The sequence below is a fragment of the Azospirillum baldaniorum genome (assembly GCF_003119195.2).
Classification (GTDB): Bacteria; Pseudomonadota; Alphaproteobacteria; order Azospirillales; family Azospirillaceae; genus Azospirillum; species Azospirillum baldaniorum.
Window position 1 is genome coordinate 14,639 of record NZ_CP022261.1, and the last position, 19,613, is coordinate 34,251.

6 protein-coding genes are annotated in these 19,613 nt (G+C 72.3%); all 6 read left to right on the top strand.

Features of this window, described 5'->3' with window-relative positions; translation table 11 throughout:
- Positions 1–48: 48 nt before the first annotated feature.
- Genes Sp245p_RS30705 through Sp245p_RS30730 form a run of 6 tightly spaced genes read left to right on the top strand, consistent with a single transcriptional unit; the run spans position 49 to position 19,576 of the window.
- Positions 49–312: a hypothetical protein gene (locus Sp245p_RS30705; RefSeq protein WP_041814762.1), complete on the top strand. Its 264-nt coding sequence runs from the start codon at positions 49–51 to the stop codon at positions 310–312.
- Positions 309–6,983 carry a hypothetical protein gene (locus tag Sp245p_RS30710; protein ID WP_014242699.1) on the top strand — a complete coding sequence of 2,225 codons (6,675 nt, stop codon included), beginning with the start codon at positions 309–311 and terminating at the stop codon, positions 6,981–6,983. Before Sp245p_RS30705 ends, Sp245p_RS30710 begins: the two co-directional genes overlap by 4 nt.
- Entirely contained in the window at positions 6,892–15,192 is an 8,301-nt protein-coding gene (locus tag Sp245p_RS30715; RefSeq protein WP_109139224.1) for an AAA family ATPase, read from the top strand. The genes Sp245p_RS30710 and Sp245p_RS30715 overlap by 92 nt, the downstream gene beginning before the upstream one ends.
- Positions 15,193–15,198: 6 nt before the next feature.
- The gene (locus Sp245p_RS30720) at positions 15,199–15,681 is read left to right on the top strand and encodes a hypothetical protein (protein ID WP_014242690.1); all 483 of its coding nucleotides are present in this window, start codon (positions 15,199–15,201) and stop codon (positions 15,679–15,681) included.
- A gap of 48 nt (positions 15,682–15,729) precedes the next feature.
- Entirely contained in the window at positions 15,730–18,240 is a 2,511-nt protein-coding gene (locus Sp245p_RS30725) for a type IV secretory system conjugative DNA transfer family protein (RefSeq protein ID WP_014242691.1), read from the top strand.
- A gap of 55 nt (positions 18,241–18,295) precedes the next feature.
- Positions 18,296–19,576, top strand: a complete 1,281-nt coding sequence (locus tag Sp245p_RS30730; RefSeq protein ID WP_014242692.1) for a hypothetical protein — start codon at positions 18,296–18,298, stop codon at positions 19,574–19,576.
- Positions 19,577–19,613 lie beyond the last annotated feature (37 nt).

A 19,613-nucleotide genomic window follows, 5' to 3' on the forward strand; every position in this document is an offset into this window, starting at 1 on the left:
CCGAACGGCATGAGCAAAAGCATGATACGCGTTGAGGACGCAAGCCGGATGCACGCTTCCGGGGGTTCCCGTCGCGAGCCGGCGCCCGTCGATCCGCTCCTTCACCGTCTGCGCCGTCTCGGCCTGCCCGAGGACGCCCTCGAGGCGGCGGCCGACGCATACGCCGACAGCCTCGCCGCCGCCCTGGCCGCCGGGGCCGATCCCGCTGCGGCGCTGGAGCGCGCCGCCTTCGAATCCGCCGGACCGGCGCCCGGCGATGCCCCCCATTCCGACGACCCCACGAACGCCTTCGCGGCGGGAGAAGACCGATGAGCGACGTTTCGATGACCGTTTCCGGCGACTCGGAGGACACCACGTTCGCGCTTCGCCGCCCGCCGCACCGCACGCCGGCGGAGGATTACGCGCTGTCCATGACGTCGGAATCATCGGCCTGGGCGCGCTGCGAGGATGCCCGGCGCGCCGTGTGGCGGAGGGCGAAGCGGGGCCGCGGGAAAGCGGTCGAGGCCGCGCTCGCCGTCCTCGCGGAGGGCGGCCTTCCCAAGGCGCGCCGCCGCGCCCAGAGGGTGCTGGCGCGCGCCGGCGTGCCCCACGACGCCGTCGCCGCCTTCGATGACGCCGCGCACCTCTACCGGGCGGCGAGCGTCGAGGCGACGCACGCCGTGGCCCGTCTCGGCGATCTCGGCGTCCGCGTGCCCGGGGAGGCGGCGCGCGACATCGCCGCCTTCCGCCGGCAACTGCTGCAGGCGGCGCGGCGCCTCAACCCGACCATCGGCGTCACGGCGGTCCAGGAGCTGTGGGGAGAAGGCGCCGCCCTGGTGGCCAGCGGTGCGGCGAGCGACGGCCGCATCCGCGTGGCCGGCATGTTCGAGCGCGCGAAGGGGCTGGCGTCCATCTCCATGGACGTCGCCCGGTTCGACCCGCTCGACACCGTCTACCACGAGGGCTGGCACAGCCTGGAGGCGCTGCTCAGCGAGAAGGACCAGCAGGTGCTGGCCGAGGAGTTCCCGGGCACCGAGCAGCTGTCGCACCGCGAACGGGTCGCCTACGCCTTCGGCGCCTGGGCGGCGCGGCGCGACCGCAGCGGCCCGCGTGCCCAGCGGGTGTTCGAGCGGGTCGGACGCTTCTGCGGGCGGCTGGCCAACTGGCTGGACTCCCGCGGCTTCCAGACGGCCGAAGACCTGTTCGAGCGGGCCTACGAGGGCGATTACGGGCGCCGGGCCGCCAAGCTCGCCCGGCGCGACCCGAAGGCCTTGCGGACCCAACGGCCGCTGATCGGCGACGCCACCGACCCCCGCCAATACAGCCTCGGCGCGGCGCCTTGGCAGCCCCCCGACCGCTTCGGCTCCGACGACCCGCGTTGGCGGGCCGCCGAGGCCCGTCTGGCGGCGGCGGCGGCCGACGGCGACCGCCTCGTCGCCGCCGCCGCGCTCGACGCCGCCCGCCGCCAGGCGGCCGACCCGCTGTGCCGCGACACGCTGGTGCACATGGCCCCCTCGGCGCTGCTCGCCCTCACCGCGGACCCGCGGCCGGGCCTGGATCACCCGCCGCCGGACCTCGAGCGCCTGCGCGGCGAGATCGCCGACGGCGGCGCCGAAGCGCTTCCCGAACTGACCCTGCGCATGCCCGATGCGGAAGCCCGCGCGCAGGGCTTCTCCGCCGCCCCCGGGCGCTTCAGCCGGCCCGGGGACGCCCCGGCGGGCACCGCCGAGGTCATCGGGTGCCGTGCCATCGGCATCGTCCACCTCGCCCACGAGATGGGGATCGAGCGCGTGCCGGTCCGCCTCCACCTGCGCGACGACGCCGTGCCGTGGCCACTCGAGCCGCGCTGGGGGATCATGCCCTGGCGTCCGGCCGCCCTGGCCGGAATGGAGCATCCGGGTGGACGCGCGCGCGTCGCCATGCCGGACACGCCCGCTTGGCCGGCCGAAATGGTGGTCGCGCAGAACCCGCGCACCGAGCTGGTCCCATCCCCGCCTTTGCGGCTCCGCTCGCGGCTCCAGTTCAGCGCCGGCACCGGGGCGGAGGCCGTCCCGTCCGGGGGCGTGCTGTCGGACGCCCCGGCGGCGCCGCGCAACCACGTCATCGCCGACCCCGCCCGGCTCGGCACCCGCAGCCCCAAGCGCCGCGCCGCCGACAACATCGCCGCCATCGAGACGCTGCTTCTCGTCGAGGCCGACGGGCGGCTGCCGACCGACGACGAGCGCCGGCTTCTCGCCGCCTATTCGGGGTTCGGCGGCGTGCCCCAGGTCTTCGAACCGTGGCGGGCCGTCGAGCAGGGCTGGCAGCCCTACGCCGACGCGCTGCAGGCGCTGCTCGACCCGGACGAATACGCGGCGCTCCGCGAAAGCGTGAAGAACGCTCACTACACCGACGGCCGCGTCGCCGCGGCCATGTGGGACGCGCTCGCGGCGGCCGGCGTCACGGCCAGCCCGGATCACCCGGTGCGGGTGCTCGAGCCGGGCTGCGGTCCCGGCTGGTTCATCGGCCTGATGCCGGAGGCCCTGCGCGACGCCGCCGTCACCGGGATCGAGCTCGACAGCGTCAGCGGCCGCATCGCCCGCCTGCTCTATCCCGGCGCCGACATCCGGCTGGAGAACTTCGCCCGGACCGCGATTCCCGACGACTGGTTCGACCTGGCCGTCGGCAACGTCCCCTTCGGGAAGTACCACCTGTTCGACGCGCGCTACGCCGATCTGAAGCCCACCGTCCACAACCATTTCCTGTTGAAGAGCGTGGATCTGCTGCGGCCCGGCGGCGTCGCGGCGCTGATCACCAGCACCTTCACGCTCGACGCCGCCGACACGGGCGTTCGCGAGGCCCTGCGCGACAAGGCGGAGCTGGTCACCGCCGTGCGGCTGCCGGCCAACTGGGCCGGGCAATCCGCCGGCACCGAGGTCGCCGCGGACCTGCTGGTCCTGCGCAAGCGCGCCGAACCGCTGTCGTCCCTGCGCGCCGCCGAGCGCGACGCGGTGATCGCCGCCGAGCCGGACTGGATCGCGGTCCAGAGCGTGCGCGACCCGCTCGGCGGCCCGGAGATGAAGGTGAACCGCTGGTTCGCCGACCATCCCGACCGGGTGATCGGACGCCTGGAGCGCTCGGGCACCAACTACGCCGGCGAGCATCCCGACGTCACCGCCCGCCTTCCGCGGTTGAAGCCGTCCAACGTGCCGGAGCGCGCCGCCGCCGAGTTGCGGGACCGTCTCGCGGCACTCCCCACCGACCTGTGGAAGCCCATGGAGCGCTCTCCGGTCCAGGCCGTGGAGACGGCGCCGGCGACCGCCCGCGAAGGGTCCTACCTGCTCGACTCCGCGGGCGCGCTGCGCGTCGTCGTCGACGGCGCCCTCGCCGTTCCGGCGGTCGGCGATCGCCCCTTCACCGCCGCCGAGGAGCGGCTCGTCCGCGACGGGCTGGCGGTCCGCGACGCGCTGCGCCGCGTGTTCGCCGCTCAGCGGGAGGGCCGCCCGCAGGGCGAACGCGACGCCGGGCGCGCCGCGCTGCGCGAAGCCTACGAGGCGTTCGTCGCCGCGCACGGCGCCATGCGCGGCCGCCGGGCGGTCCGCCTGCTGGCGGCCGACCCCGACGGGCCGATGCTGTTCGCCCTCGAGCAGGTGGCTCCGGACGGCGCCATTCACCGGGCGGACGTGTTCGAGCGCGACGTGCTGGCCGCCGTGACGCCGCCCGACCGCGCGGCCACGCTGGACGACGCCCTGGCCATCGTCCTCAACGAAACCGGGACGATCGACAGCGCCCGCATGGCCGCTCTGCTCGGCACCGCGCCGGCGGAGGTCGAGGGTCGCCTGGTCGACACCGGTTTGGCCTTCGAGGACCCGGCGACCCGCCGCCTGGTGACGCGGGACGACTACCTGACCGGCGACGTGCGGTCCCGCCTTGATGTGGCGCGTCTCGCCGCCCAGACGGAGGAGCGCTTCGCCCGCAACGTCCAGGCGCTGGAGGCGGTGCAGCCCGACCCCATCCCCTTCTACCAGATCGCCGCCCGCCTCGGGGCGCCCTGGGTGGCCCCCGCCCACATCCGCCGCTTCGCCGCCGAGCTTTTCCAGATCCCGCCGGAGGCGGTCGAGGTCGGCTATTCGCCGGTGGACGGGCGCTGGGAGTTCCGCGTCACCGGCGGCCACCGGACGGCGCCCGGCGTCACCACCACCTGGGCGACCGACCGCGCCGACGGCGCCGAGCTGATGCTGGCGGCCCTCTCGGGGCGGCCGCCGGTGATCAAGGACAAGACGAAGGACGGCGGTCCGGTCATCAACGCCGAGGAGACCCTGGCGGCGCGGATGAAGGTGCGCGAAATCCAGGGGGCGTTCCGCGACTGGATCTGGCGCGACCCCGAGCGGCGCGCCGAGCTGGCCGGCGTCTACAACGCACGCTTCAACCGGTCGGTCGCGCGGGTCTACGACGGCGGCCATCTGACCTTCCCGACCATGGCGCCGGAATGGGCCGCCCGGGCGCGCGCCATCCAGAAGAACGGCGTCTGGCGCGCCCTGCAGGGCTCCACGCTGCTCGGCTGGGAGGCCGGGGCCGGCAAGACCTTCGCCCTGGTGGCGGCCTGCGTCGAGGGCAAGCGCATGGGGCTGCACCGCAAGCCCCTGCTCGCCGTGCAGGCCACCACGCTCTACGGGCCGGACAGCGTCGTCGAGACGGCCCGCGCGATGTATCCCGCGGCCAAGATCCTCGCCTGGCCGGACAAGCAGACCGTGACGCCCGAGGAGCGCCGCCGCTTCTGGGGGCGCGTCGCCACCGGCGACTGGGATCTCGTGGTGGTCCCCCACGATCCCTTCGACATGATTCCGCTCTCCCCGGCCCTGGAGGAACGCTTCCTCCAGGAAGAGAAGGCGGCGTACCGCGAGGCTCTGCAGGGGCTCGACCCGGACGAGTCGGAGCGCACCGTCAAGCACATGGAAACGCGCATCGCCGAGATCGAGGCGCGCATCGAAGGCCTGCTGAAGGAGGGGCGCCGCGACGACGCCGTGTATTTCGACGATCTCGGCGTGGACCACATCGCGGTCGACGAGGCCCACCGTTACAAGAACCTCTACGTGCCGACCTCGCTGGGCGAGATCCGCGGCCTGCCCTCGCAGGCCAGCCAGCGGGCCGCCCGGATGTTCGCGCGCTGCCGCTGGCTCCAGGACCACGGCAACCGGGTCCTCCTCGGCACCGGCACGCCGCTGAGCAACAGCGTGGCGGAGCTGTACACGCTGCAGCGGTTCCTCCAGTACGAGGATCTGGCGCGGGCCGGCATCGAGCATTTCGACGCCTGGGCCCACACCTTCGCCGACATCGACACCACGCTCGAGATCGACGTGGTCGGCCGCCTGCGCCCGGTGACGCGCCTGGCCGGCTACGACAACCTCCTCGAGCTGCGCCGCCTGTCCGACCGGGTGATGGACGTCGTCTTCGTCGAGGACATTCCCGGGGTGAAGCGGCCGCGCAAGCTGGTGCAGGTGGTCTCGGCCCCGCCGAGCCAGGCGCAGCGCGACTTCATCGCCCGCCTGGGCACGCGCGCGGCGAACCTGAAGTCCGCCGATCCGCGCGACGACAACATGCTGAAGATCGCCACCGAGGGCCGGCTCGCCGCGCTCGACATGCGGCTGGTCGATCCCGCCGGCCGCGAGTTCGCCCAGTCGAAGATCCACCAAGCCGCCGACAACGTCGCCCGCATCGCGCGCGACAACCCGGGAACCACCCAGCTCGCCTTCTTCGACGTCGGCATCCACCCGACGAAGACCAGCGGCGATTTCACGCTCCGCCAGCTCTTCAAGGACCTGCTGGTCGAGGCGGGCGTGCCCTCCGAAGACATCGCCGACTTCTGGGAGGCCGAAGGGCGCGAGCGCGAACGGCTGAAGGACGCGCTGAAGCGCGGCACGATGCGCGTCGGCATCGGCAGCAGCGAACGCCTGGGCACCGGCGTGAACGTCCAGGACCGCCTCATCGCCGTCCACCAGCTCGACTGCCCCTGGCTGCCGGCCCACGTCAACCAGCGCGACCGCAGGGCGGAGCGCCAGGGCAACCCCCTGCCCGAGGTCCACAGCCTGCGCTACGTGACCGAGGGAACCTTCGACGCCTTCGGCTGGCAGCTCCAGGCGGCCAAGGACCGCTTCATCCGCGAGTTCCTGCGCGGCACGCTGGGGCTGCGGTCGATGCGCGACGAGGACCCGGCGGAGCTGTCGCCCGCCCACATCATGGCCATCGCCACCGGCAACCCGCTGCTGCTGAAGCGCGCCCAGCTCGAGGCGGAGATCGTCCAGGCGGAGGCCGCGCGGCGGGCCGTCGAGCGTGAGCGCGACCGGTTCGACCGCGAGATCGCCCGCCTCGGCCGCACCGTCACCGACCTCGACGCCCGTCTGCCCGGCGCCCGCGACGCCGCCGAGACGGCGCGCGGTGTGCTCGACGGCCGGCTGCCCGTCACCGTCGACGGCGCCGAGCCGGCCGACCGCCGCACGCTCGGCGAGGCGCTCACCGCCCTGCTCAAGGCGGAGGCCGACCGGCAGCAGGCGTTCCGCGCCGACGTCTCCGTGCCTCCGGCGGGCGAACGCACCGTCGGCGCCGCCGGTCCCTGGCCGATCCTGCTCCCCGCCGATCCGGAGCTGCGTCACCGCCAGACCCCGCTGATGGTGCTGGCGACGCCGGACGGGGCCACGGACATCCGTTTGAATCTCCGCACGCCCCTGGGGGCCGCGGGGTCGCTCGAAGCGGCTCTGCGCGGCGTCGTGGAGAAGGCGGAAGGGCTGGAGCGGATGCGGGCGGCGGCGGCGGCCGAGATCGCGCAGTTGCGCACCGTTCCGTTGCGCAGCCTCGGCGACGCATCGGCCATCGAAGCCATGAAGGCCGAGCTGCGCAAGATCGAACAGATCCTCCAACTCCCCGATCCCGATCCGCGTGCCCCTGCAGCGTGTCGAGGCCCCTGCCGAGGTCGCCGCGGAGGTCTGTGGCAGCTTCGGCGTGCATCGGATGATCGTCGGCGAGGGTGAGGAACCGCTGCGCCGGTGGACGGTGACCCATCTGCCGACCGGTTACGCGGCCGGTCCGGTCGATCGGTGGGAAACCCGCCAGGAAGCCCGGGATTGGGCAACCGTCCTCAACGCCCTGGCCTACGACTGGAGCGCCGTCCGCTCCCGCCATCTGGCCGCGGAGATCTTGCCGGACGAGCGCGGCCTGCACGACGTGATGCGTCGTCTGTCCCGGCGGCTTTCCGAGCGCGGCCCCGGCGGGCCGTCCATCGCCGCCGTCATCGAGGAGGAGACCGCCTTGTCCCGGGCCGCCGCCGCCCTTCGCGGGCGTGAGGCGGAGATCGCCGGGCTCGCGGCGGACGCCGCCGCCCGGACGGACGGCGGCACCCCCGGCGTCGCCGTCGTCGACGTCGCCCCAGGCATGGTGGCGGTCGCCGGCGACGGCGACGCGGCGGCCGCGCTGAGCGACGCCGAGCGCTTCGCCGTGGCGATGCCCGGCGGCGGCGAAGTTCTGCTGGTGCGGAACCGCCTCGACCGCGTCGCCGCCGAGCTCCGGGCATCCGTCCGGGGTGTCCTGACCAAGGGCGTCGACGCGGACGCTGTGTGGTCGCCGGCGCCCGAGCGTGCCTGGACCGGCCGGTTCGGCGCCTCGCCGATCCGCGTCCGCTTCACCCCGGCGTCGGAAAACCGCGGCTACCCGCTGTTCCGCGTCGAAGCGGCCGATTCCTCCAGCCCCTTCCCGCTCCATGAGCGCGACCGCTCGGCGATCCTCTCCGGCGACTATGACGAACGGGTGTCCGACCCCCGCGCACGCTTCGCGGCGCTCGCCGGGGCGCGCGCCATGCTGGTCGCTGGACTGCAGGAACGCTACGCGGCGCGATTGGAGGCCGGGCAGACCCCGGTCGCCGCCGGCCATGTCCCGCATGTCATCGATTCCGGCTTGAACCAGGGGCCGGGGGCCACGCGGGCGTCCTTCCTGCGCCACGCCGCCGCGGCCCTGAGCGCCGCCGAGCCCGCCGACCCGCGGATCGCCCTGCTGGAGCGGATGGCGGCCGAGCCCGTCCTGACCGCGCCGCGGACGGCGTTCCTGGAACCGGACCGCGATCCGGTCTCCGGCTCCGACCGGTCGGAGCCGGCCCGCCGCCGGGCCTTGGCCGACCTGGCCTTCCAGGACGCCCTACTGGCCGGCGATGCCGACGCCGCGCGCACCCTGGCCGCCGCGCTGTCCGGGCCGGGGCGCGAGGGAGACGGCACCGGCGCGGCCGGCGTCGCCCGGGCCCTCGCGCTGCGCCTCGCCGAGGCCGGCGACGGTGTCCGCGCCGAGCTCGTGACCACGACCGACGCCGCGCGCGCCGGAGCCGTCGGCTACGCCGTGCCGTCCGAGGCCGCCCCGACGCGCCGCCTCGGGCTGTTCGGCGGCGAACCCCTTCCCCGCAACCGCGCGCCCCTCCCTTCCACCGGCGCCGCGAACGAGGTGACCCCCATGCAGAACGACGACGCCCAGTTCTCCGCCGGTCCCGACGCGGCCGGCGCTCCCGCGGTGCTTCAGGCCCACGCCGAGGCGCAGTTCTCGCTCGGGCGGTTCGACGCCTTGAGCGCCTGGGTCGAGCCGCTGGAGGACCGGCTGGCGCGGTTCGCGGAGAGCGCCGGCTGGATGACCAACGGGGTCGAGATCGGCCCCGACCCCCTCACCGGCTACGCTCCCGACAAGGCGAGCCGCTTCAACGTGACGGTCCGCGACGGCGTTCCGATTTCCGGGGACGGGGACGGGGAGGGCTCGCGCGCATTGCCCCGCTACACCGTCGTGGAGACGGTCATCGACGACCTCGGCTCCCTCCAGGATCACGTCGTTCTCGAAACCACCAGCCTCGTCCGCGCCGTCGGCGTCGTGCAGGCCCTGACCGGAAGCGCCTTCGCGCAGTACGGGTTCCATCCCGACCCGATGGTCCTCGCCCGGCAGGACGGCGAGCGCCACGCCCGCGAGATGCTGCTCGCCAACAGCATCGACGGCCCCCAATACAGCCTGTCCTCGGACCCGACCATCCAGGGATGGGTGCGCCCGCTCGGCGACCGGCTCGCCGCCTTCGTCGATGAGGCCGGATGGACCGACGCCGGCCGGCAACGCAACTACGGAGCGGGCCGTCACTTCGCGCCCCCCGACTGCGCGGACCTGGCCATCTCCACGGACGCCGGCGATCCGCTGCCCGGCGACCCGGCGCCGATGCGCGAGAGCAGGTTGCTGCCCCGCTACACCGTGACGGGCTTCGTCGCCGACCCGGACGGCGACCTCGGCGTCGCCGTTCTGCACACCACCGACCTGGGGCGCGCGGTCGGCGCGCTTCGCGGCATGCAGGGCACCCCGAAGGCCCTGGCCGCGGCCGTGACCGAGGTTCCGATGGCCTCGGCGATCGACGGCCCGCAATTCAGCGTCGGAGGCATCGACATCGGCCCCCTGGAGCGGATGCTGCACGACGTCGCGACCGCCTCCGCGCCGTTCGGCATCGCCCCGCCGGCGACGCTCACCGCCCATGACCCGCGCGTCGTCCGCAGCGCCTACACGAACGGGCTGATTGTCAACGACGGTGCGCGCCATGCCGGAGCAGGGGCCGGCGTCCGCCTGACGCCCGCCGGCCGGGAACGGCTCGCCGCCGTCCTCCACCAGCCCCAGTTCGCCGTGGCGCCGCAACGGCCGATGCCCTGGCAAAACCAGCCGGCAGCCGCCGCGCCGGCAGCCTCGGCGGCGCCGGCCGCCCCACCCTCACCTTGGGCGCCCCCGCCGAACGTCTTCCCGACCACGCCGGCCGTGCCGCGGCCCGACGGGGACGGTGGACGCGACGCCGCCGCAAAACGTGGCGCTGGAAAGGAGGGCCGGACCTTCGCCGGTGCCGGCGACACCGGGCCGCGGCCCATCGACCCGTCGGCCATCGCCGAGCGCATCGCCGACGTGCGCGGCTCCGACGCGCTGCGGTCGGAGCTGCTGGAGGTGGTGGACTATCTGCGTGACCCCGGCCGCTACACCGCGCTCGGCGCCAAGCCGCCGAAGGGCATCCTGCTGGTCGGCCCGCCCGGCGTCGGCAAGACCCTGTCCGCCCGCGCCCTGGCCGGCGAAGCGCAAGTGCCGTTCTTCGCCGTCACCGCGACCGACCTGATGAGCAGCTACATCAGCGAGAGCGCGAAGAACATCAAGCGCCTCTACGAGATCCGCGCGCTCTTCCATCCGGAGATGCCCGCCTACCCGGACCCGGACCGGGTGAACCGTGCCGTCGAGGCCCTGCGCCCGGTGATCGCGAAGCGCCGTCCGGAACGGCGGCAGGACGGCGGGACGGAAGACCCGCAATACAGTCTCGGATGGACGCCATTGCCTGAGGCGCCTGAGATCCCGGCATTGCCGCCGCCGGGCGAAGTTTGGGCTCACGAGGGCTGGCTTTATCAAGGCATCGGCTTTCAATGCGCTCACGCCTGGCGAGACGATCCCGCATACATCGAAGACCTCAGGAAGTTCAGCGAACGGGTCGCTCCCATCGTCGCGCAGACCATGCCGCAGGAATTCAGCGCCGGACGCTTCTTGGTGACCGGAGATTTGCTTGCCACGGTGGGGCGCGGCGGCGCCTTGCCCGCCATGAAGGGATGGGGCTGCACTTTGCCGGTTCGGGAGGCCGACGGCTCGATACGCCTCATGCCGATCTTCGCCGCCACGGCTGTGAATCCGGCCAACCTTGTGTATCATGAGGCCTTCCATGTGCATGCGCAGGAAGGACGTCTTCATGCAGCCGAAAGCCGAGCATTCCGGGACCCCGGCTTCCTCGACGCCGCCGTCCGACGGTACGGCCTCGACCGATACGGCGGTTTCTCCCACGATGCCGTCGAGGAGGCGGCCGCCCATTTATCTGGCGAAATGGGTGGAGGTGACGCCGGAGATGATTCGGGACTTCAAGCCGGTCGTGAGCGACAAGCGGCATCCCTTCGGGCCTGGCTTGCCCCCGCCACTCAAACCGTAGACGAACTTTTCGGCACCATCGACCGGATCGCGCGCGGCACGGTCGGACGGCGCTCGTCCGACCCGGTCGCTCGGGCGCAGTGGGCTCCGGAGTGGCCCAGCGACTCGCCCGAAATCGTTTCGCGCAGTGTTTTCTCCGCACCATCCGCCGCATTTAGCCTGGGTGCCGTTCCACGCCTTCCCCAACTCCTCTCCTACCGCCGCCAACCCGAACCGCCCGCTCCCGACCGCATTCCCGACCCTGGCGAGAGCATTCTCATCAAGGAGGCCGGGCAGGAATGGCTGTATCGTGCGGTGACCCCGGGTGCGGCGGTGGGACTGCGCGTCGATCCCGACCCAACATATCAGGCCCAGCAAAATCTCCTGACCACCGCGCTACGCCCCTTGGCGTCATCGTGCCTGCCGACGGACCTTGCCGAAGGCCGTGTCCATGTGGTCGGTGCGATCATCGCCAAGACCGGTGGTACGGACGGGCCGATCGAGCCGCTTTCCGGGCTCACCGCGCCGTTGCGATCCGGCGACGGTTCGGTCCATCATCACGCGTTCGTCGCGATGACGGACGCCAACCCCGCAAACGCCCTCTTTCATGAGTCCGTCCATGTCAACCTCCGGGAAGGCCGCCTCTCCGCCGACGAATTCCTTCCGTTCTGCGATCCCGAATCTTGCCGACTTGGAGCGGAGCGATTCGGATTCGCCGGATACCCCGTTCGAAGATTCGCTGAGGAACTTGCCGCACACGCGCATGCTGAAGCCGCAGCAGGGCCCGCTGGCCGCACCCCCGTTGCCTGGCGGTCCGCGGGTGACGACGTCCGTGGTGTCCGGGGAGCTGCCCTACGTGATCACCTTGTAGCGGATCTCGCTCTTCCGGACCGGACTTCCGCCGTTCTCCAGGCCCTGGCCGACGGGACCGTCGGTGCCCGCCCGGCGGTTCCGGAGGTCCGGGATCTCTGGCTGCGCGAGATGGGACAGCGCGGGGGTGCGGCCGACCCGGCGATTCTCCGTGCCGATGAGGTGATCGGACCACCGCCTGCCCTCAGGCAATACAGCGTTGCCGACGGCCGGGACGCGCCCCTGTCCCCCGCCGACCGCGACGCCCTCCAGGCGCTCTCGCGTCACCTCTCAGGTGCCGGCCTGCCCTGGGGCTTCGCCCTCCCCTGCGCCGATCCCCACGGCCGCCGCATCTTCACCGATAAAACCTACAGCGCCGCGGTCGGCGAAGTGCGGCTCCGGCCCACACCGGACGGCTCCTACGCGGCGGAGGCTTTGCCCTGGACCGCGCCGGCCGGCCGTCTCGAGCAGGGCGAGCCCGGCAAATGGCCCGCGCACCCGGCCATGGAGAAAGCCGTGGCCGCCGCCGCATCCTTCGCCGGCGGCACTGCGATGCCGCCGGTCCGCGTGCTCGATGAAGAAGACGCGCTCGGCGACGTTCCGCCCTGGCAGCTGTCCAGGGGCGAGTACGTCGCCCGCCGGTTGCCGGACTTGGCGGATCTCGATCTCCGGGCCATCGACCCGCGGTTGGTCAAGCCGCTCGCCCGCCGCCACGCCGCCGCCGTGTTCGACGCCGTCGCCCGGGGCGAGCCGGTTCCGGACCGCGTGCTCGCCGGGCATCCGGTGCTCGTGCAGATGGACGCCGCGGCGCGCGCGGTGGCCCCGGACGACCGCGCGCGGCCGGTCAACGAGCCGGAGCCCGGTGAGGACTGGACGGCCCGGCCCGCGGTCCTGGCGGTGTCCGGTCCGGACGGATGGGAGAAGGTGACCCTGACGGTCGAGGCCCGGGGGCCCTTCGCGGTCCATCGCCCCGTCGACCTCCGCATCGTCGGTTGGAGCCTGGCCGGCGGACCGGACCTGGACGCCGCTGCCTTGCGCAACGCCGCCGCGGCCGCCCGCGGACGGTCGGATGCGGTGGACGGCGCCATGCGCCGCTACGAGGCCACCGCGCTCGCCGAGGCCCTGGACCGCATCGCCGCGGACATGGATGGGGGAACGGCTTATCGGCCCGCCGCCGCCCGGGAAATCGCCCGCGCGCGCGGTGCGATGCCGCGCGCCGACCTCGCGGCGGCGCTCGGCGGCCGCGCGGCGCCGCTGACCGAAACGCGGACGTCGGGCCGCGGCTGGGTGGTGTCCCATTTGCCGACCGGCCTGCCCCTCGTCACGGCCGCTCACGCCGTTCCGACGAAGAACGAATGCCGGAGGGTCGTGGACGCCATCGGAACGGGCTGGCCCTGGGCGGAGGTCACCTTCGGCCGCCTGCCCGATCTGCTGCGCAGCCCCGCCTACCGCGCCGCCGCCGACCGCTGGGGCGAGGCCGGTGCGGCGATCCACGCCGTCGGGCAGGCCCGCAAAGCCGTGCGGCAGGCCCAGGCCGCCGTGATCAAGGCGCAGACCATCCTGGTCCAAGTTCAGGACAAGGAAACCGCCGCTATCGAGAAGCGGAACGGCATCCTGGGCTATGCCCCATCTGCCGACATTCCTGCTGCGGGACTTCGTCAATATGCTATGAGATCGGATGCTATGGACGCGCAAAGCGGTCCGGTGCGTGCTATCCGGCAGGATGAGGCCTGTGGTAAATTGCTGTCTGTCCGGGACCGAGACACGGGCGCCGGACTTGCCTTGGAGACTCATCGGATGTCCACACTGACCGCCGCCACCGTCGCGGAACCCTCGCTTTTGCCCGAGCCCTTGTCCGGCAAGAGCTTTCCCCTCTCCGATCCGGCCCTGCGCGCCGCCTACGCCGACGCGGCCCAGACGGCGGCTGATGGCGATGAAGGAGCGCTGACCGTCGCCCGTTTCGCGCAGGGCGACGACGTCGCATTGTTCGCCGCCGGGGTCGCGGCGGACGAACTGCGCGCCCTTGCGCGGATCGCCAACCTTCCCCTGGCCGATCATGGGCCCGAGGGCGTCGCCGTCCCGGTCTCTGCCCTGCCCGTCCTGCGCGGGTTCAGCGCGGTCCCGATCGTCGAGGCCGATCTGACCGCCACCGCGGAGTCGCGGAACTGGTCGCGCGCCGCGCTTGCCGGCGCCGGTGCCGCCGTTGGAGTGGCGGCCGCGGCCGGAGCCGTCCACCTCGCCGGCCGCGACGATGTTCCGGCGCCGCTCGCCGCGGCCGAAGCCGTCGATGAACCGATCCGGAACGCGCGCGAGCTGGCCGAAGCCGCGCTCGCCGATGCCGGCCAGATCGCCGAACGGCTGACCCGGAACGCGGCCGACGTCGGCGCGTCCCTCGCCGAAACCCGCCGGATGATCGAGGAGGCGTTGGCCGGCACCGCGCCATCCGCTGCGGTCGGCCTGCCCGCCGTCACGGCCGAATCGCCCAAGGTCGATCCGTCTGACCTGGCCAGGGTCAGCGAGGCCGAAGCCGCGATCCGGGATGGCAGCGTCGGCGCGTTGCTGACTCCGGCCGACCCTGCTGAACCGCAGGCCGTCGCGGACATATTGGCCCGGATCGACGCGGTGCGGGCCGGGATCGCCGCTCCTGTCCAGGAAGTGTCCGAGTCCGCATCGGCTGCCGCACCGGTGGAAACTGGCCCACTCCTAGCCGGAGTGATCGCCGAGGTGGACGCCAAGGCCGCTGAAACGATCCGCGCCACGCTTGAGGCGAACGGCAGCGGGGCGTGGTACGAGGGCGCCCTCGACGCCGCACGCGCCGTGGCGCAAAGCGTCGGCGATCTTCAGTTCTCCACCGGTGGCGGCACGGCGTCCGCGTCCGCCTCCACCCCGGCACCCGCGGCGATCCAGCCCTTTTACGCCCGCAACGATGAGCAAGGCCTTGCCGAGGCTCGCGTCCGCGCGCAGGGCATCCCGTCGGACGACCTTGTGAACCGGGCCGCCGTGACCGCGGCCCTGCTGGTCCGCCGCGAGGCCGACCCGGCCGCCAACCCGGCGACGCTGGAGGCGCTGCGCGCGGGCAAGGCGGTGCTCGGGGAAGAGGTCCGGCGCCGCGAGGCGGGGCTTCAGGCGATCCAGCCCTTCTTCGTCGCCGAGGGCGAGGCCGGCCGCAACGAAGCGGTTCTGCGCGCCAGCCGAATCCCGGCTCCCGATCTGGCGAACCGGCTGGCCATGACCAAAGCCATGCTGGCCGCCAAACCGTCGGAGGCGGGGGGCTCGGCCGGTGTGCGCGGCTCGCTGGAGCGCGGCGTGGCGGTCCTTGAAGGCGAAACGTCGCGCCGGGCCGCTCTCGACCGGCCTCAGGACATCACCAGGAAGCCGACGAGGCGTGGGGGGATGGAAAGATGATGCGTCATGCGACCTGACCAGCGATCCGGCGGCAGCCCGCCGCCTGCGGTCGACGCGAACGCGCTGCTGGAGCGGATGCGCCTCGAGGCTCCCTTCACCTACGGGTCCGGGCTCATCCACGCCTACACCGCCATCCGCAACCGCGGCGAGGACCCCTATCCGGTCCGCGAACGCCTCGCGGCGCATGTGCGCCAGTTGGAGGAGGAAGGCAAGATCCGCCCGAAGGGCCGCCGCCAGGACCCCACGCCGCTGGAGCAATACGCCGACACCGTCGACGCGATGCGCGCCCACGTCGACGCCATGGCGCGCCTTCCCAAAGGCTCCCAGGCCTACATCGACGAGGGCAAGCTGTTCCGGGCGGCGGAGATCAACCTGAAGCGCGTCCACATGACGATGCTCGAGGAGGCCAACCGGCGCGAAACCCCTGTTCAGGGGGCGGCGCCGGCGGCGCGGCAGAGGCGCTCGGCGCGCGGCGGCGCCGAGCGCTGAGAACGCCGGTGCTCGATTTCCCGACCATGCCGCCGTCACACTGGCGGCATGGTCGAAGAAATCGAACGTCAGAAAGCGATCGCCTGGTTCGTCATGAGCGCCCTGATCGGCCTTCTGGCCGCGGCGGCGCTCCTGACCTGCGCATTCCCGCTCTACAAGCTGTTCAACAGGCTCGACTTCTCCCGGTCGACAGCGACCTGGCCGGCGCTGGGTGCGCTGCACGATCCGGGCTGGCGGCCCGGTTTCTCCCTCCGCTGGCTGCGCGACACCGGGGCCTACTACGCCATCGGGCTCTGGCAATACCCGACCCTCTGGGCCAAGCCCCTGTGGGTGCTGCTCGTGCAGGCGCCCCTGGAGGTCTGGGGCATGCCGCACTGGAGCGTGATGGTGTCCCTGGCCGCTGGGCTCCTCGTGGCGCTGCGCGTGGCCGAGCGTTGCCCCTACGAGCTGCAGCGCAAGAGTCACGGCAGCGCCCGTTTCGCCACCGACCGCGACATCCGGAAGGCCGCCTGGGATGCCAAGGACCGCTACGTCAAGAAGCGCGGGCTCTACTCGCCGACGGGCATCGTGCTGGGACGGGCGCCCAACGGCCGCCTGCTGCGGATGCCGGAGACGCTGTCGGCGATCCTCATCGCGCCGCCCGGCTCCGGCAAATCCGCCGGCATCATCCTCCCCAACCTGCTGGCCGACTGGCCCGAATACCAGCCGATCCTGGGCTTCGAGACCTTCGGCTGGGCGCTGGGGCGCAAGACCTACTGCCCGAAGCCCACCTTCGTGGTCAACGATCCTAAGGGGGAACTGTACGCCAAGGCCCTCAAATGGCTGATCAAGGCCGGCTACAAGGTCATCAGGCTGAGCCTCGGATCGATGGACGGCGACCGCTGGAACCCGCTGGGGTTCGACAGCCTTCCCGGCGGCCGCGAGGTGCCGCGGACCCGCACCCGCATCCTCGACGCCCTGGGGCGGGTCTACGCCGATCCCATCCGCGCCCTGGAGATCCTGATGGTCGAGGTCCGCGACCGGACGGACTGGGTCGCCGCTCTGGGAGCCGACCCGACGCTCGGCGGCCGCCTGGTGATCCGCGATGAGGTGATCGCGCTCGAAGCCGACGCCCTTGCCACCTGGACGTCGCCGGCCCGCGCCACTCTGAAGGACGTGCTGGGCGACATCATGAAGCTGTTCACCTGGCAGGCGCAGCGCGAGCAGTACGTCAAGCGTCTGGCGACCATGGCCATCGACGAGAAGATCGAGCCGCATTGGCGCGACAAGGGCCGGGCGGCCCTCCAGGGCTTCTCGCTGTTCACCATCTACCGCTGCGAGGCCGATCCGCAGCTCGGCGAGCCGTCCTTCGGTCGCCTCATCGACTTCATGACGGAGGCGACGAAGAACTTCCAGCCCGATCCCACCGCCGGCGAGGACCAGGACGCGGTCGCCTCCATGCTCCAGGCCTGGATCGCCGAGGCCGAGCAGCGGGGCTACCCCGCGCGCGTCATCACCGAGCTGGCCTCGCTGTCCCGCACGCCGTCGAAGGAGCGCGGGTCCGTCCTGTCGACCATGGAAGGCGGCATCGACATCTTCAAGGTGGCCACCGTGCGCAGCCGCACGTCGGCCTCCGATTTCGGGCTGGACGAGCTGCGCTTCTCCAAGAAGCCCGTGGCCCTGTTCATCGTGACGCCGCTGGAAGACGCCGTGGCGCTCGGCAAGATCACCGGCATGTTCTTCGAGAGCAGCGCCGCGCGTTTCATCAGTCAGGATGAGAAGGACATCAAAACCAAGGGTCGCCCGATCATCTACCTCGCCGACGAGTTCTGGACCCTGCCCACCGGTATGGAGAGCTTCCTGCAGATCCCGGCGCTCGGTCGCGGCCAGTGGGTGCAGCTCCTGCTGGTCGGCCAGAGCTACGGCCAGATCGCGCTCAAGATCAACAAGGAGGCCGTCGGCATCCTCAAATCGGCGGTCGGCGCGCAGATCCTCCTGCAGCAGAACGACAGCGAGACCGCGGAAGCCGTCAGCAAGGCGGTCGGCAACTACACGGCGATCACCGCCAACGTCAGCCAGACGGAGGGCGCCGGCAAGGAGGTCAAGATGTTCCAGTGGAACACCTCGCGGTCGGCCACCGGGCTTCCGCTCCTGCCCGCGCAGCGTCTGCTCACCATGCGCAAGCTGGAAGAGCAGTACGTCCTCTATCAGGGCATGATGAGCCGGCCGATCGAATGTTCGTCGCCGGCGTGGTTCAACGACCCGGTGATGACCGAGCGGCTTACCGGCGAGCGGCCAGGCGGCCTCGCCCGGTTCGGCCGATTCGTCGCGGCTATGTTGCCGCGCACCGCCTCTCCGGCCCCGCTGGTCGGCGCCGCGCGCACCGACGACGAGTTCGAGCGCGCCGCCGCCGCGGCGATCGCGGCCGCGGTGGCCGCCCAGGAGCAGAAGGTGGCCAACCAGAACGCCGTCCTGGGCCAGGCTCCGGCCGGCGCCGCGCCGCCCTCGCAGGGCTCGACCTTCCAACCCGCAAGCGGCGCCGACTTCGTCGCCGGCGACGATCAGAGCAAGGCCGCGTGACCCTGCTCATCCCACAACGCCGGCGTCACGCCGGCACGCCACCTGAGGTCCCCCCATGCTGCTGATGCCCCCTGTGACGGTTCCCCCTCCCGTCCCCGCCTACCACGCCGAAGCGCCGCCTCGCCCCCAGCTCATCCGCGTCGCCGGAGGGCAACTCTGCGTGCCGCCAGGGCAGGCGCTCACGCGTGACATGCTCGATGCTTCACAGAGCGACGCCGACCGGGCGAGCACCACCCACCTCAAGAGGCGCCTTGCCCAATTGCCGTCCGGAGCCGAGGTCGTGGCCGGCGCCGAGCGTACGGGGACCGCCGTCTACATCGATCGCTTTGCCATGCTCAAAGCCGCTGGTGTCGCAGCCGCCTATGTACCGTCGGTAAACGCGGTGCTGCTGGACCCCCAGACGCCGCCGGACGACGCGGTGCATTATCTCGGCCATGAATTCGATCACGCGCGCCGCCGTGGGCCGGCAACCGACCCACGGTTGGCGGCGTTCCCGACAGAAGATCGCGTCGTCGTCGGCATGCCCCGCGAGCGTTTCGCCGCGGAAATGGTCCGCGAGGAGTCTCAGGTGCACGCCCGCCAAGTTGCTCTGCTCGTCGAGCTGGCCGAGCGTGGCCGCTCCGCACCCCTCGCCGGTCTGGTCCGGAACGACGCGGACGGTTCCCGTCCGCTGTGGGCTGAAGCCGTCGATACCTACAAGAAGGAGATGGCCAGGAGTCGCGACCCGGAGAGGGCGCGCGAAGTGACGGCCGACCGCATCGCTGCCGATCCGCATTTCACCGCAGCTTATTCTGAGTTCGCGCGCGTTCAGTGGGAAGGCGCCCAAACCCGTTGCGCGGCGATCGGCGCGCAGTCCATGAACGACGCCCCCGTCGGCGTCACGTCGGTCAGCTTCACCCCGCAGACCAGCTATGCCCAGCCTTCCGGCGGCCGCAGCCCCATCGGCGGCGGGCCCGTCCCAGTGTCGTACACACCCGCACCGCACCAGCCTTCACGCAGCTACACCGAGCTTCCCGGCATAGGGTTGCCCGAGGTCGCCCGCCTTCCGGTCGCCGCCGCATCGGCGGACGAGCGCCGTCGTCTAGCCGCCGAACTCAGCGTCAGTTCGGACGCCGTTCTGAGCCAGCGAGCGCTTGTCACGCAGGCGACCCGCCGAGAGTTGATGTCTGGAAATACGCGGCCCATCGATCAGATCGCCGCACTCGACGGCGGGTTGGACATACTGCGCCAGGTTGCCCGCGGCCGCGGCCTCGATGTTCCTGTTCTCCCTCCCGCGTCACGTGACAACGTCCAGCGGATGGGGCCAGGTCTTCGAACCGGCGGCCTCGAACTCTGACCATAGCTTCGCGGCTTGGCGAGCATCGCCTCAAGCT

What these genes read in the sequence shown, in the direction of transcription:
- Sp245p_RS30720 (WP_014242690.1), top strand. Translation starts at nt 15,199, where the DNA reads ATGCGACCTGACCAGCGATCCGGCGGCAGCCCGCCGCCTGCGGTCGAC.
- Sp245p_RS30730 (WP_014242692.1), top strand. Translation starts at nt 18,296, where the DNA reads ATGCTGCTGATGCCCCCTGTGACGGTTCCCCCTCCCGTCCCCGCCTAC.
- Sp245p_RS30710 (WP_014242699.1), top strand. Translation starts at nt 309, where the DNA reads ATGAGCGACGTTTCGATGACCGTTTCCGGCGACTCGGAGGACACCACG.
- Sp245p_RS30705 (WP_041814762.1), top strand. Translation starts at nt 49, where the DNA reads ATGCACGCTTCCGGGGGTTCCCGTCGCGAGCCGGCGCCCGTCGATCCG.
- Sp245p_RS30725 (WP_014242691.1), top strand. Translation starts at nt 15,730, where the DNA reads ATGGTCGAAGAAATCGAACGTCAGAAAGCGATCGCCTGGTTCGTCATG.